Below are 14,862 nucleotides of genomic sequence, written 5' to 3' on the forward strand. Positions count from 1 at the left end.
GATCAATGTCCTCGTTTCAGCCGATCGCCCAGGGCATCGTCCAGATCGGGTTGTGCGTAAATCTTTTGAGCCGTCTTCTCGAAATCGTATTCCACTCGGCGGTAGGTCAACGTTTGGGCATCGGTGTCCAAGATGGCGTAGCACGATTGGTTGTTTTCGTCTCGCGGTTGGCCAACGCTGCCGACGTTGATCATCAGTTTGTTGTTGCCCAGAGCGTACGTGTGATCGCACTCGTCCGGCGTGACGAATTCGCACTCGGTGGTGAACACACCCGGCAAATGCGTGTGCCCCATGAAGCAGTACTTGTCGATTTTCCCGAACAAGATTTCCATCTTGCGAGCATCATACATGTACTCGGGGAAGACGTATTCGTTCGTCGGGTCGCGGGGCGAGCCGTGGACAAATTTGAAATCGCCGTCATCGATGAATCGCGGCAACTCACCCAGGAAGTCCCAGCGAGCGTTCATCTGAGCGGGACCGCCTTTGCCGCTGTCCAATTCGTCGCGGGTCCAGTAGATCGCCCGCAGAGCCATCGGGTTGAATCCGTCAGGATCAAACAGTGCTGCCTGATCGTGGTTGCCCAGGATGGTGTGTTTGCATCGCCGCATCACCAGATCCAAGCACTCACACGGGTTGGGACCATATCCAATGATATCGCCCAGGCATATGACTTCTTGGACCCCGACCTTGTCGATGTCTTCCAGAACCGCTTGCAGCGCTTCAAGGTTCCCGTGGATGTCGCTGATCAACGCTCGCTTCACAAAATTCCTCGGTCACCTCACCTGGATGCTTAACCTGCCGAGTGTCATTGTAGTCTGGACCAATTTTGCACGACAATCCCACGCAATTCACTCTTCGAGTTCTCGATCATGGACCCCCAGACCGAATTTGGCAGCCCACGACCAGTCATTGGATTGGCTCTGGAAGTCATCGGTCGCGAAGGATCGGTGGCTGTGATTGAGGGGGGCAAGGTCGTCCAGACGCTGGAATTGCCGAGCGATGTGCGGGCCACCGCATCGTTGACTCCGGCTCTGCAAACGTTGTTGCAGGCGATCCATCCAGGCGAAAAACGTCCTGAGGCCGTCTCGACGGGCAGCGGTTTTCGCGCCCCTGCAACTCGACCGGACTACATCGCGGTTGCCGATGGCCCTGGATCGTTCACCGGCCTGCGCATTGCCGCAGCCACCGCGAAAACATTGGCGTATGCCTGGGGAATTCCCGTGGTGACGTTGGATTCTCTGTCTGTTTTGGCGGCCGCCGTGTTGCCAGCCAATTCCTCCGAAAAAGATTCCACGCCGGCTGAGTGGCCAGCACCCGGGCAGCGATTGTTGGTCGGGCTGGATGCCTATCGCGGCCAAACGTTTGTGGGTTGGTTTCGGGAACAGGACTCAGGCTGGGTTTCCGAGGGACCGGTTGAGCTGCTGGATCGAGCCCACTGGCTAGAAACGGTGGAATCAGCTGCTCCAGGCATTTGGGCCACTGGAGACGCGATGAAGAACGGGTTGCCGGCGGATCATTTGAAGCCCGTCGTTCAGCAGCAAACGTTGGCGTCCGCGGTCGCGAGGCTGGCCAATCAAAAATATTTGGCGGGGCAGACGACCGATCCGATGGACGTGTTGCCCAAATACTTTCGGCCCAGCGCGGCCGAAGAAAAGGCCGCCGCCAACCAATCCGGATCGGCGAAGTAGTCCGCTGGCGAGACCACAGAGGTCTCGCCGTTCGGATTTCGAACCGAACCGGCGATGTCAGGCCCTGATCAGCGGATCGCACTCATGTAGAAACTGAACATTCGCTCGTCGTCCGTGTCGGCCATCGCAACTGGGAATGCAAAGTCGAACGCCAGCGGAGCGGGACCGAGCATTGGGATCGCGACACGCAGACCAAAGCCAGGAGCGACTCGGAAATTATCGGTGTCAATCTCGATGTCCTGTTCGACCGTTCCGAAGTCAACAAAGGCAACGCCGCGAAAAGCGTCGTCGGCGGTCAGCGGGAACATGTATTCGACCGAGTTCAACCATTGGAACTGACCCCCGACTTCCACGCCGTTGATGACGGGGCTGGCACCCCGGAAATCGAAACCGCGAATCGTCGCGTAACCACCGGCAAAGTAGTTTTCGAAGATCGGTGTTTCGTCGCCGCTGAAGCCAAGTTGGACACTGTAGGAAAGGGTTTGCTTCCCCGAGCCATCGGCTCGTTCGCGAAGCAACCAGTACTTGCGGTATTCGGCTTCGAAGGTGGAGTACTCGTAGTCGCCAAAGGTTTGTTCGAAACTCAATTCAAAGTAGTGACCGCGACTGGGCTGCAACGGGCTGTTGCGAGTGTCGTGGATCAGTGACGCCATGCCACTGAACAGAGCGTTGTCGCCGAGGGCCGAATTCAGTTCGGGCACAGTGTTGACTCGTGGGTCAGTGATCTCGACATTTTGTCCGCCGACGCCAAGCGAAATCGAAAGGTCGGGGGTCACGCGATAACCAAAGCTGGCTCGGCCGCCGAGGCGGTTTTCGTCCCAGTCGTCAAAGTTGCGATCGTACAAGAACCCACTCAGCGACATGCTAATGGGCAAGTAACCCAGCAGGTTGGGGTCCGCGAACTGAGCGGTGTACCGTTGATAATCACTCCCGGGAGCGGCTTCCAATCGAAACGTTTGGCCGGCACCACGGAAGGCGGTTCCGCTGAACAGGTCGCCAAAGGAGGTCGGCCAGCGACTGATGTCAAAGTTGCGTTCATCCACGGTGATCTGGCCGGTGACGCCGGCGTCACTGTTGACCGCACCGCCGAACATCAGGCGACCCGTGCGAGCGGGGTAACCTTGAATGATCAGGTCGGCCTCCCGAACGGTGGGTTGATTGACAACCGGAGGTGCCAAGCTGGGTGACGATGGAAAGCTGCCCTGCAAAGGACCGGATAGAGTTCCGCCTTGGTAAGCGTCACCTTGGTAGGTTTGGCCCTGGTAAGTTTGCCCCTGATAGGCGCCGTTGGGATAGGCCGCCGGCGGAGCTGCAACGTTTCCGCCATAAGTCGGCGCGGCGTAGGGGTTGGCTGCCGTGGGGGCAGGTGTGACTGTCGCGGGAGCAGTCGTTCCGGGTGCGCCGTAGGCGGACGGGCCGCCATAGACCGATTGGCCGTAGGTCGAATTGGTCGGCGCCGCTGTTGTGCCCTGCAACGAGGGTGGTGCTCCGTAGGCGGACGGTGGCGGCGGAGCTGGATAGTCCGTTTGTGCGGAGCTAGGCGACGACGACACGAGGCTGGACGACAATGCCAGCAACGCGGACGCGGAGACGCGAGTCCACAGCGCGCGGTGGATGTCATCGAGCCAACGCGTTGCTGCGCGATGCTTCGACGTGGCCGAAGGATCCGATTCAGAAGATTGGGTCACAGCACGCATCCATGACTTGAAGCGGGACTTGAGCGGGAGTGAATTCAGTGGGGGCTTGGAGTTCATCTCAACGATTCCTCCAATGGCTTCACGATGATGTCCGGCGGGGCGGCGATCGTGGGATTGGTTTCGAGCAGTTGGCTGCGTTCGATCCGGTTACGCCCGGTTTCTAAGTCGCGACGATCGATGTAATCACCTTCTCGCATCTCGATCAGGTTCAACATCGTGGTTTCTCGCATCAGGTGAGGTTCCCCGTCGATTTCGACGCGGATGCTGTTCACTTTCCAGCGATCGCCTTCTGTGATTTCGAACACCAAGTCGACGATGCCGTTTTCATCTCGCATGATCGTCTTGGGGTTGACCTCGGCGTAGATGAATCCGAGTTCACCGTAGCCATAGACGATCTCACCGATGTCTTTTCGCATCTTGGTGCCGCTGAAAACATCATTGGCTTTCAGTTCCAGACGTCGTCGCAGTGATTCTTCGGTGATGAATTCGTTGCCGACAATTTGAATGTCGCCGATGCTGAAACGTGGGCCTTCGTTGACGACGAACACGATTGTCATCCACTTGCCGGTTCGGTCGTATTCGATCCGACGTCCGACGGTCGCGGTCAGGAATCCAAGGTTGTGATAGTAGGACGCCAACACATCGACATCGGCGTCGATCTTTTTCATGTCCGCGACGTTGCCGATGTAGCTCATGATGCCCATCATGGGGCCACGGCTTTGAATGATTTTTTTCAACCGCGATTCGCTGACGATGGAAGCCCCTTCGATGCGAATGTCTCGGATGCGTTCTTTCGGGCCTTCGTTGATTCGAAAGACGACCGCGTTGGGATCACCGGGCAGTCCGATGGACGCAATGATCGCGGCTTGGTTGAAGCCCTCTTCGTGGTAGTAGTCGATCAAACGACGCTTGCCGGTTTCGATCGCGAATTCGCTGAGCGGGTCACCCGCGGTGATTCCCGAGCGTCCCGACAGTTCACGGTCGTTCATTCCGTAGTCGCCGTGATAGATGACCTGCGAAACCATCGCTCGTTCCCGAACGTAGAACGTGACCAGAACGCTTTTCTGGGGTGCACTGCCGTTCGAACCGGGAGTTGCCGTGAGGCGTTCCTCGGCTTCGAAGGTGACGTGATCGAAGGATCCCATGTCGTTCAGTCGACCAACATCAGAAAGAACGGTATCTTCACTGTAAAAGCGACCTTTGCGGGTTTGAATTTCCGCCAGAATGTCTGTGGTCCGGATGACTTGGTTGCCGACCAGCCGAACTTCGGCCACGACTGCGTCGCCCGCTTCGCGACGCAGTGCCATGCCGTCGCGGTTGTGAATGTGATCACTGAATTTGGGTTTGGTTGCGGCGGCGGGTGCTTGAGCTTGGCCTCCACCCATGCCTCCACCACCCATTTGGGCGTGAAGATGGTTGGATGAGAAGGCAATCGCCAAGCAGCAAACAAAACACGCTAGAAAGCGGTGCTTCGAAGTATCGCAGCGGTAGAATCGAAACGGCATGAGCAGCCATATCCGTGGCACGAGAAACAGGATCTTCCCGTCTCTACCAATGCTTCGGCGGGTGCCACAAGGCGAATACGACTCTCCCCTCGAACTTCAATCAAGTTTGCAAAATGGTTGATTTTGCGGAGGAACAAGTGATTGGCCGATGGGAGCCGTTTCGGCGCGATTTCCGCCCGAACACAGTCGTGGCAGCGGTCGTGAAACAGGTCAGTTTCCTGCTCGCGTTTCACAAGGGAAGGCTTGCCGCTGAATGGTTCCTACCGCGATGGCGTCAGGGAGCACCGTGTTCAATCAGCTTTTTCTGAAACGTCTCAAAGAAGCTGCGATCCTTGGCGTACTGGTCTGGATCGATCTGGTTTTTGAAGTCATCCAAGTAGTCGATCCAGCGTTTGGTCTCCTCGACGAAGGAGTATTCCGGGTCCGCCATGGGATTGACCCAGTCCGGATCCCCTGGTTCACGTTGCCCCGTGATCTGGCCGTCGCCGTTGACGAGGAAATTCGCAGTCAGCACAGGAAGCTTCATCCGCAACTCGTGAACCGCACGTTCGCCCCAGGACATGCCGGCGGTCGCTTCCTCCCACGCCTGCGTCACTTCGGGCGATGTCGTGCTATCAGGGAACCGAAGCCCGTTGGCTTTGCCTGATTGCGTGATCCCATCGCGGTTGAGGTCCACCTGGGCAGCGGGAGGGATCAAAAGGTTGAGCGCCCCTTCCTCACTTAGCGAATCGACCTGGATCGGATCGGCCAAGCGATGGATGGTTTGGACCGTTTCCAGTTCGTCGGCCGGCAATCCACGCAGGAAGTCTTTTGGCGAGGCGTAGCCGCCTTCGTCGTAAGCCTGGGACATCACGCCAGCGTACGACTCACCCAGAGCCGCGGCGTCCTCTTGGCCGCGATAACGCCCGAGTTGCTCGACGCGATACCACTGGGTCCACGATTGCTGAATCTGAGAATCCAGCGGCGTTTCAGTGGAGACCGGTTCAGCGCTGGCGTATCCCTCGCGTCCGAAGTTCTCCAGCACTTCGCTGAAGACGCTTTGCACGTTTTCGTTGGCAGTTCGGCGATGATCATCCAGTGTCGTCACACCGGATTGGGTCGTCACACCGGATTGGCGAGTGTCGATTCGCACTTGAGGTTTCGCTCCATGCAAGCAGGACGTTCCTCCCGCTTATCGACCGGTGTCCATGTTCAAGTTTGATGGTTCAGGACGAATTTTCGGAGATTGTCGGCTGGGGTGACCCACCGTGATTCGCTGCAAGAGCAAATCAAGTGGTCAGGCGGGCGATCATTTGGATCAACTTCTGTTGATCGAGCGGCTTGGTGGTGTAGTCGGTGCATCCCGCGGCCAAGCACTCTTCGCGATCGCTTTTCATGGCATTGGCGGTCAGGGCGATGATCGGCAGTTTGCAATCGCGCCGCCGGAGTTCCGTGGTGGCTTCGTAGCCGTCCATGATCGGCATCTGCATGTCCATGACGATCAAATCCACCGGTGGTGAATCGGGCGACTCGATGAACTCAATGGCTTCCTGCCCGTTGGTGGCGGTGTAGACCGTGCTGCCCGCTTTCTCAATGAAGTGCTGGGCCAAGTATCGGATGTCGCGTCGATCATCGACGACCAGCACATTGGCCGACAACCGGACCTCGGGGGCTGGTGTCTCTTGCGCAGGCAGGCTGTTCAGGTTGGGTTGGATCAATTTCCCGCTGGCGTCGACCTTCAGGCACAGTGTGAATCGACTGCCCTTGCCAGGTTGACTGGAGACATCGATTTGCCCACCCAAGGCTTGGGACAATCGACGGCAGATCGTCAGTCCCAACCCGGTGCCACCATGCGAACGCGTGGAGGTGCTGTCGACTTGTGTGAACGGTTCAAACAGCGAATCCAGTTTCTCCGACGGAATGCCCACCCCGGTGTCGATCACATCAAAGTTCAGCAGTTTGGATCGTTGGTCGTAGCGGATGTTCAGTCGCACTTCACCGTCGTTGGTGAATTTGATCGCGTTGCCGACCAGGTTCAAGAGGATTTGACGCAACCGGACCGCGTCGGTGCGAATGGTTTCCGGGATCGGGCCAGCGAACTCGACTTTCAGCGGCAGGTCTTTTTCCGCGGCGCGAACATCCATCAGCGAACGAATGTCACCCACGATCGTGTCGGGCCGGACCGGTTGCTTCTGCAGATCCATCTTGCCAGCATCAATTTTGGACAAATCCAAGATGTCGTTGATGATCGCCAGCAGGAAATTTCCATTGCGACGGATGGTTTCCACCACCAACAAATTGTCGGGGTCTTTCAGGTGGTCGTTCAGAATGTCGGCATGCCCGAGGATCGCTGACATGGGCGTTCGGATTTCATGCGACATGTTGGCGAGGAATTCGCCGCGAGATCGATTGGCCATCTCCGCCGATCGCTTGGCGCGTTGCAGCGATTGCTCAAAGATTTTTCGGTCGGTGATGTCTTGCACCGTGCCCACTCGCCGAACAACACGACGACTCCGTTGGATGCCCTCGCGAAAGGTGCATCCCGTGTCGATGAGCCAGCGAGTCTCTCCATCAGGACGATTGATTCGAAACTCGATGGAGTGCTGGTCGGGGCCGTCCGGCAACATGGAATGACGCAGTGTTTGCCGGAATCGTTGCCGATCATCGGGATGCACCAACGACGCATAGCGGTTTTCGTCCGCGGCCCCGTCCGCGGGCAAGCCGAGGATCCGGAACAATTCATCGGACCAAATGTTCTGCGAGTCGGTGGTGGTGATGTCGTAGGTGCCAAAGCCGGTCGTCTCCGCGGCCAAACGCAGGCGGCTTTCACTGGCCTCGATGTCGGCGGCCCGCTGCCGCAGCGATGTTTCGGCCACTTGGCGATCGTGAACATCGATCACGCTTCCGATGTAGCCTTCAAATTGTCCTTGGGAATTGAACTTGGGACGCCCGGCATCGATGGCCCATCGGTAGTCGCCGTTGACGGTCCGTAGTCGGAAGTCATGTTCGAAAGGGTCACGGCGTTCGAAAGCGGAGAGGATGATCCGGTGGGCGTCCTCACGGTCATCGGGGTGAACCATGTCGAGCCAGCCAATTCCCAAGCCGTCGGATTGAGATTGTCCGGTGTAGTCTTGCCAGCCTCGAGAGAGAAACGTGCAGGAATGGTCGGCACCGGTGACCCACAGCATCGCCGGGGCCGCGTCCGTCATCTCGCGAAAATATTGTTCGCGGCGTCGGATCGATTCCGCGACTTGCTCGTGTTCGGTGGCGTCGTAGAAATAGCAAACCACTCCGAAGCATCCGTCGGGCAGCGTCGTTCGCTCGATTTGCCACTCATAGGATTCGGCTTGGTCCGTGTCATGACGATTTTCAACGAACGCCGGCGCTTGATAGGGTTCACCGGTTTCCAGCGTGTGTTGAAAGAGCCTCATGATCTCGGTGGCAAACTCCTTTCGCCAAATCGTGAACATGATCGTTTCGAGATCGTGCCCTTCGATGGGATCAAATTGAGTGAAGTGCTCCCGTGCACCCTTGCTGATGTAACGCATCTTCAAGTCGGTGTCGACGACGTAGATGCCAAAGGGACTGTTCTGCACCAGGTTCTCAAACGTCTCTTGGGATCGTTTGAGGAAGTCTTCTTCCTGCTTTTTGTGAGTGATGTCGACGGCCGCCAGAAGTGACGAAACCGGAGTTCGTTGGCCGTCTCGCTCCTCAAAGATGACTTTTTTCCGAATGCTCAGCCAACGCACGTCTCCGTTGTCATGGATGATGCGATGTTCCATTGAGAATTCCCCCACACCATTGGGATCCATCGACTCGGCGAGATGCTCGTTGATCGCGACCGCATCATCGGGGTGGAACTTCAAATGAACTGTTTCCCGGTCGACCTGCACACCCGGGGGCAAGTCAAACAGTCGTGCGGCTTGCTGATCAGCCGAGGCGAGTTGGGTGTCGTAGTCCATGTGGATGACACCCATCGAGGACATCGACAATGCCAGACGCAGTTGCTGTTCGGTGGTGGTGAGTTCGCTCATGTCAATTTGCTGACCAGCTGAATCAGTTTGGCAGCATCAATGGGTTTACTGAGGTAGTCGTTGCAACCTGCTTCCAGGCACAGGTTCATGTCGCCCTGCATCGCGTCTGCGGTCAAGGCGATGATCGGCCCTTCGTAGCCGAGTTCTCGGAGCTTTTTCGCGGTGGCGTACCCGTCCAGTGTTGGCATTTGCATATCCAGAATGATGACATCCGGGCAATGTTCCTCGTTCATGCACTCGACGATTTTATGGACGGCTTGCAGGCCGTCCTCGCATTCGTCGACTGTGGCACCTGCTTTGGTCAGGATACGCCGGCTCAAAAAACGAATGTCGCGGCGGTCATCCACCACCAACGCGTAACAATTCAGTTCGATGGGATGCCCGTCCGGGGCTTCAGGAACATTGTCTTGATAGGCAATGGGTTCTGAGTGGTCCACCATGGGGACACCGGTCAACTCGCCAGGGGAAACAATCAGCGTGAATGTGCTGCCGACTCCCATGTCGCTTTCGAACGTGATGTTGCCGCCCAGCATTTCCGCCAATCGCTGGCTGATCGTCAATCCAAGCCCGGTTCCACCGAACGTCCGGCTGACGCTGGAATCGCCTTGCGAGAAAGGCTGGAACAAATGGTTTTGTTGTTCTGTTGCGATCCCGATCCCCGTGTCGATCACGTCGATGCACAAGCGATCGGGATCGGAATCCATCCGCACCACCAACCGCACGCTTCCCTCGTGTGTGAATTTGATCGCGTTGCCAACCAAATTGATCAGAACTTGTTTGAGGCGTTTGGAATCGGATTGAATCGATGCGGGGATGTGCTCATTGTATTCGACGGTCAATTCGAGCCCGGCTTCTTTGGCTCGGACTTCCATGATGCTGCGAACATCTTCGATCAACCGGCCTGGATCAAAGCGTTCGTTTTCGACATCCAGTTTGCCAGCTTCGATTTTGGAAAGGTCCAAGATGTCATTGATGATGTCCAGCAAGTAGTCGCCATTTCGCCGAATCGTTTGCAGATGCTGGCGAGCTTCGCTGTCCTCCACCACATCGTGCAGCAAATCGGCGTAGCCAAGGATGGCGGTCATCGGGGTGCGAATTTCATGCGACATGTTCGCCAGGAAAGCGCTCTTGGAAGCACTGGCTTCATTCGCGCGTCGCTCGCTCTCACGCAGCGTTTCTGCTTGCACGTGTTCTTGGGTGGAATCCCAATTGACACCGTGCATCCGAGTGACCTGGCCGGATTTCGAACGCACGATCTCCCCCATTCCGGTGATCCAACGCAACTCCCCATCGGGGCGTTGGATGCGGAACTCAAATTCGTAGTCGTGTTTGCCTTGGATCGCATCTCGCCAATGTTGTTTCAACCCCTCCGTGTCGTCAGGGTGAACGAGTGAAAACAATAGTTCGGAACTGGCTTGTTGGTCTGCTGAAACACCCAGCAGTTCGTACAGCTCTTTGGTCCAATAGCTTTTCGTTGGCGTCCATTCCCACGCGGCCATGCCTCCCGCCCGAAGTGCCATTTGCATCCGCCGGGAAGCGTTTTTCATGGCCCGTTCTGCTTTTTTACGATCGCGAATGTCGACGCCCGATGGAATCAGGTACTCGATGTTTCCATTGTCATCGAATACAGGTGCAACCATGAAGTCGATCATCACGCCATCATCACCGTGGGCGAACAAGGACACGTCGTAGCGCACCGGTTCACCCTGGAAGGCTCGCTTCATTGCCTCTCGAATCTGCTGAGCGACATCCGGGTCGTAGCTCCACCACGGAGCCTCGTGGAACGGTTTGCCAATCACGTCCGTGCGGTTGACTTTCGCGTGTTCCAGCGACCGGTCATCGATTTCCAACAGCAATCCGTTGCGATCGATCACCCCCACCAATCCCAGTTGGTTGTTGATCACGCGGCGCAGGTGAGCCTCACGATGAACCAATTCCAACCGGCTTTGTTTTTGATCGTGGATGTCGATGTTCATTCCCACCCAACGATGCACGGTTCCATCGGGGCGGTGTTGAGGAGCGGTCCGAACTTGGAACCAGCGGTGATCGCCATTTCGGTTTCGCAGACGATATTCCATCACCAGCGGGCGTCCCTTTTCGACCGCGTCGACCCAGACCTTCTGAGTCAGTTCCCGGTCGTCGGGATGGATCGCGTCCAGCCATCCAAAACCAGACCATTCCTCCATGGTTTGTCCGGTGTATTCACGCCAGCTCGTTGAGTCGGATTCGACCACACCTTTGGCATCGGCGATCCAGACGATCTGGGCCGAGGCACGGACCAACGATTGGAACAGCTCTTCGCTTTCTCGCAGCTGCGTGACATCGGTGAAGGTGAGCACAATCCCATCGTGATCGCCTGTGTGGGAGCGATACGGCAGCACACGACGGATGAATGCTTGGCCGGATTGAGCAACAATGGTGTGCTCGACGCCGTCTTCTTGGATCAATTGTTCCCAACTGGGAAGCGGTGGCATGACGCTCACATTGGGAACGATTTGCGTGAGTGGACGCCCCACATCGGTCGCGATCAGACCATAGATCTCTGTCGCCGCAGGTGTGAAGCTTCGGATCGACAAATCGTCATCCAAAAAGATGGTTGCAATGCGTGTGCTTCGCAGCAGGTTCTGCAAGTCCGCATTGGCACGGGCGACCGCCTCACTGCTGCTGCGGATTTCTTCTTTGGAGACCTCCAGTTTTTCGTTGGCGGTTTGCAGCCCTTGGTTCATCACCAGGAGTTCGTCGTTGGACGACTTCAGCTCCTCATTGGTAGCCTCCATTTCTTGCATCGACCGATCGAGGTCTTCCCGGGTGGCCGCGAGCTCTCGCTGGAGTTGTTCGATCAATCGTTGGGCGTCTTTCTCCGAGGTTTCCGGCGGATCGGAGCCGTCGGTTGACCCTTCCAAGTCCGAAGCGGGAGGGCTCCGATCCTGGAAGGCCACCATGAACAACTCGGTTTCGTGCCCCAATTGCATCATGGGTTGAATGGTCAGCTTCACCCTTTGTTGGCCGCCCTCGCAGGCGACCGACAGATCATCGCGGACAACCCGTCGACGATTGCTCTTGGCCTCCGCGAAGGCGCTGCGGAGTCCAACTCGCAGACTAGCAGGAGCGATCTTGATCAGGTTCTTTTGCAGCAACCCGCCGTCACTGGACAGATACGGGTTGGTCTCTGACAAGGAGCAAACGACTTGCCCGTCAAAGTCAACGACCACTGCCTTGGGGGCAAACTCATCCAGGATGATCCGCTGCAGAACCTGGTGGATTTCTTGGGTGTCCTCTTCGCCTGGAAGGATTGCCGCCGGTCGGGCAACTTCGATTGCGCTGAGGAAACCTCGTGAGTCTTCCGCCGCCGTGACCGTTTCGGTTCCTTTGCGTCGGTTGATTCGATGATTGGCGTTCACGCCATCAAACAGTTCGCCGTGCGAGGAAATGGATTCACTCGGACCAAGGAAGAGGTACCCGTTGGGACGCAAAGCATAGTGAAAAAGGGGGATCAGTTTTTTCTGCAGGTGCGGACCCAAATAGATCAGCAAATTCCGACAGGAGATCAAGTCTTGACGCGAGAAAGGTGGGTCGCTGATCAGGTTGTGCAGCGAGAAGAGAATCGACTCACGCAGGTTCCTTTTCGCGTGATAGCGTTTGCCACGCTGGACGAAGAACTGTTTCAGTCGGTCTTCCGAAATGTGCTCGCTGATCCCAAGCGGATAGACTCCTTGTCGCGCGATAGCCAACGCACGCTCGTCGATGTCGCTGGCGATGATTTGAAACGTCGGCAGGGATTCTTTGGAGAGGGTGCCACCTTGCTGTGTTTGCAATTGGTCAACGTATTCATGGCACAGGATCGCCAGGGTGTAGGCTTCCTCTCCCGTCGCGCATCCCGGCACCCAAATGCGAACCGGGTCGCTGGCAGTGCGCCCTTCGAAGATCGGAGGGATCACTTCGGCTGCCAACTTCGTGAACGATTCGGGATCGCGGAAAAATGCCGTGATCCCAATCAGCAATTCGCGAAACAGGTTCTGCGATTCTTCCTGGTCGTCCCGCATTCGGTTCAAGTAAGCCGCGACATCGGGGATCTGCAGGACTTGCATCCGCCGCAAAATTCGTCGGGTCAGCGTGCCCGTCTTGTAGTGTTTGAAATTGTGCTTGGTCTCCTGATACAGAATATCCGCGACTTCGGGGATTGCCTGTTCGATCTGTTCCAGTAGCGATCCGCTCACCCGTTCGTCCGAGTGTTGTTTCAGATAGCGAACGTAGTCCTTGAGTTGATCAGCGATCTTTGCTGGGGAGAGAACATGATCGGCCACACCGGTGATCGCCGCGTTTCTCGGCATCGAATCAAATTTTGAAGATTCGGAAGTTTGGGCAAACGTCATTCCCCCTGCGTCACTGATGGTTTTCAACCCCAGCGTGCCATCCGTGCCCGTCCCAGACAAAACGACTCCAACGCCTCGCGCTCCTCGCGTTTCCGCAATGGAATGAAAGAAATGGTCGATTGGCGTCGCAAAGGATTCTTCGGTGGTCTGTTTCAGCAACAACCGGGAACCACTGCTGATGGTGAGCAGGCTGTTGGGGGGGCAGAGGTAAACCGTGTTCGGTTTGAGAAGTTTGCGAGACTTCAGTTCGACGATTTGCAATGGCGTCGCACTCGCCAATTCACCAGCCTGGTGTGAATGCAATTCCGATGGATCATCGGCGACGAACACCACCGCCAGATCGGGTGAGTCACCCAATGACGTCAAGAATTCTCGCAATGCTTCCATCCCGCCGGCGCCAGCACCCACGCCGACAACCAGTGGTTTGGATTCCAGTGGTGGATCGCTCAACAGAAATGTCTCTCCCGACCCGCGACCACCGTCGGCAGGTAGTTCGGTCTTGGGTCGGTGGGGGTGGTTGGCATGGCTTCGTTTCGATGAGATTCAGAGGTCATCGAAACCTCTTCAACAACCTCGCTAGACGAACGTCCGGTTCGTCCTGATTGGACGCGACGAGCCCGCTGGGGTCAATCGATTGTGGGGTGCAAATGCCGTGTTCCACGCTTTGGCGAAACGTTTTGCAATGGTTGACGGTCGCTAGGGACGGATGATCACCCCGTTGCCTGCGTTGTTTGGTTTCCGATCAATCGACCAGTCATCGTGCAATCTCCACCCCGGTCGAGAATTCGCTTGGTTTCCACTGGATCGGCCGAGGGATGGCTCAAAACCCAAGCGGACATCACGTGACGACTGGTTGGATTCGCTCAAACCGATGCCGGTCATGTGATTTGGCTGCTTTGGCATCGCATTCGCGTCAGCGTGATTGCTCTCGAGACGCCTTCACGGCTTAGCCTAGCAGGTTGCCTCGATCTTAACCAACTTCGTATGCCAAAAGGTCCAGCCATGAGACAACCACGTGATGTCGTTCACTTTCTTTTGCTCACCGCGGCCATGGTGGCGGGTTTCATCGTGACCGGATGCGATCGGAAAGAAACCGTGCTGGACGTTGAAACTCCAAACGGTGGCGTGGAAGTGAACCGTGACGTCGACGATGGCAGTGTGAGTGTGGACGTCGAAGAGTAGGACACCGCAGAGCCCCGGGCGACGCTCGTCCGGGCGGGTTTCAGAATATCAATTCTTCAGGAGAAACGAAATGAATTGGGATCAAATCGAAGGCAAGTGGAAACAGGTCAAAGGTCAAGCTCAGCAGCAATGGGGGGACTTGACCGATGACGACCTTGATCGTGTCAACGGAAAACGCGAGGAGCTGGTTGGCGTCGTCCAAGAACGCTATGGACTGGCGAAAGACGAAGCCGAAAAGCAAGTCAAGAAGTTTGAGACGTCTTGCAATTGTTGAGTCCAACCAGGCTGCTCGATGGTGAGAGCAAAAATTCACCAATCGCGTTTGTCGTTTCAAGCGGGTCGCGTCGGCTTTGGTCGATTGCGGCCCTTTTCCGTGCTGGGAAAGCACCCCGTTCCAACCACAA

9 protein-coding genes are annotated in these 14,862 nt (G+C 56.7%); 3 read left to right on the forward strand and 6 right to left on the reverse strand.

What is annotated here, in order from left to right; all coding sequences use genetic code 11:
• Nucleotides 1–2 precede the first annotated feature (2 nt).
• A complete protein-coding gene (locus RISK_RS01655; protein ID WP_047812514.1) occupies nucleotides 3–761 on the reverse strand; it encodes a metallophosphoesterase family protein in 759 nt (252 codons plus the stop codon).
• 108 nt (nucleotides 762–869) lie between these two features.
• On the opposite strand from RISK_RS01655, the gene tsaB reads away from it, so the two are divergent.
• The gene (tsaB, locus tag RISK_RS01660; protein ID WP_047812515.1) at nucleotides 870–1,688 is read left to right on the forward strand and encodes a tRNA (adenosine(37)-N6)-threonylcarbamoyltransferase complex dimerization subunit type 1 TsaB; all 819 of its coding nucleotides are present in this window, start codon (nucleotides 870–872) and stop codon (nucleotides 1,686–1,688) included.
• A 68-nt stretch (nucleotides 1,689–1,756) separates the two neighbouring features.
• On the opposite strand, the gene RISK_RS01665 is transcribed toward tsaB, so the two are convergent.
• The 5 genes from RISK_RS01665 to RISK_RS01685 all read right to left on the reverse strand — a co-directional run bounded on the left by RISK_RS01665 (nucleotide 1,757) and on the right by RISK_RS01685 (nucleotide 13,726).
• Nucleotides 1,757–3,442, reverse strand: coding sequence for a BamA/OMP85 family outer membrane protein (locus RISK_RS01665; protein WP_047812516.1), 1,686 nt, complete (start codon nucleotides 3,440–3,442; stop codon nucleotides 1,757–1,759).
• On the reverse strand, nucleotides 3,439–4,890 hold the full coding sequence (locus RISK_RS01670; protein ID WP_047812517.1) for a BamA/OMP85 family outer membrane protein: 1,452 nt from the start codon (nucleotides 4,888–4,890) through the stop codon (nucleotides 3,439–3,441). Before RISK_RS01670 ends, RISK_RS01665 begins: the two co-directional genes overlap by 4 nt.
• A gap of 274 nt (nucleotides 4,891–5,164) precedes the next feature.
• On the reverse strand, nucleotides 5,165–6,022 hold the full coding sequence (locus RISK_RS01675; RefSeq protein ID WP_047812518.1) for a hypothetical protein: 858 nt from the start codon (nucleotides 6,020–6,022) through the stop codon (nucleotides 5,165–5,167).
• Between the two features lie 136 nt (nucleotides 6,023–6,158).
• Entirely contained in the window at nucleotides 6,159–8,903 is a 2,745-nt protein-coding gene (locus RISK_RS27820; RefSeq protein ID WP_053061018.1) for a PAS domain S-box protein, read from the reverse strand.
• Nucleotides 8,900–13,726 (reverse strand): CheR family methyltransferase, encoded by a 4,827-nt coding sequence (locus RISK_RS01685; protein WP_047812519.1) that lies wholly within the window; start codon nucleotides 13,724–13,726, stop codon nucleotides 8,900–8,902. The genes RISK_RS27820 and RISK_RS01685 overlap by 4 nt, the downstream gene beginning before the upstream one ends.
• Nucleotides 13,727–14,278: 552 nt before the next feature.
• On the opposite strand from RISK_RS01685, the gene RISK_RS01695 reads away from it, so the two are divergent.
• On the forward strand, nucleotides 14,279–14,458 hold the full coding sequence (locus RISK_RS01695) for a hypothetical protein (RefSeq protein WP_047812521.1): 180 nt from the start codon (nucleotides 14,279–14,281) through the stop codon (nucleotides 14,456–14,458).
• Between the two features lie 70 nt (nucleotides 14,459–14,528).
• A complete protein-coding gene (locus RISK_RS28895) occupies nucleotides 14,529–14,732 on the forward strand; it encodes a CsbD family protein (protein WP_053061019.1) in 204 nt (67 codons plus the stop codon).
• The last annotated feature ends 130 nt before the right edge of the window (nucleotides 14,733–14,862 follow it).

This window comes from Rhodopirellula islandica, assembly GCF_001027925.1.
Lineage (GTDB): Bacteria > Planctomycetota > Planctomycetia > Pirellulales > Pirellulaceae > Rhodopirellula > Rhodopirellula islandica.

What these genes read in the sequence shown, in the direction of transcription:
- tsaB (WP_047812515.1), top strand. Translation starts at nt 870, where the DNA reads ATGGACCCCCAGACCGAATTTGGCAGCCCACGACCAGTCATTGGATTG.
- RISK_RS01665 (WP_047812516.1), bottom strand. Translation starts at nt 3,442, where the DNA reads ATGAACTCCAAGCCCCCACTGAATTCACTCCCGCTCAAGTCCCGCTTC.
- RISK_RS01670 (WP_047812517.1), bottom strand. Translation starts at nt 4,890, where the DNA reads ATGCCGTTTCGATTCTACCGCTGCGATACTTCGAAGCACCGCTTTCTA.
- RISK_RS27820 (WP_053061018.1), bottom strand. Translation starts at nt 8,903, where the DNA reads ATGAGCGAACTCACCACCACCGAACAGCAACTGCGTCTGGCATTGTCG.
- RISK_RS01695 (WP_047812521.1), top strand. Translation starts at nt 14,279, where the DNA reads ATGAGACAACCACGTGATGTCGTTCACTTTCTTTTGCTCACCGCGGCC.
- RISK_RS28895 (WP_053061019.1), top strand. Translation starts at nt 14,529, where the DNA reads ATGAATTGGGATCAAATCGAAGGCAAGTGGAAACAGGTCAAAGGTCAA.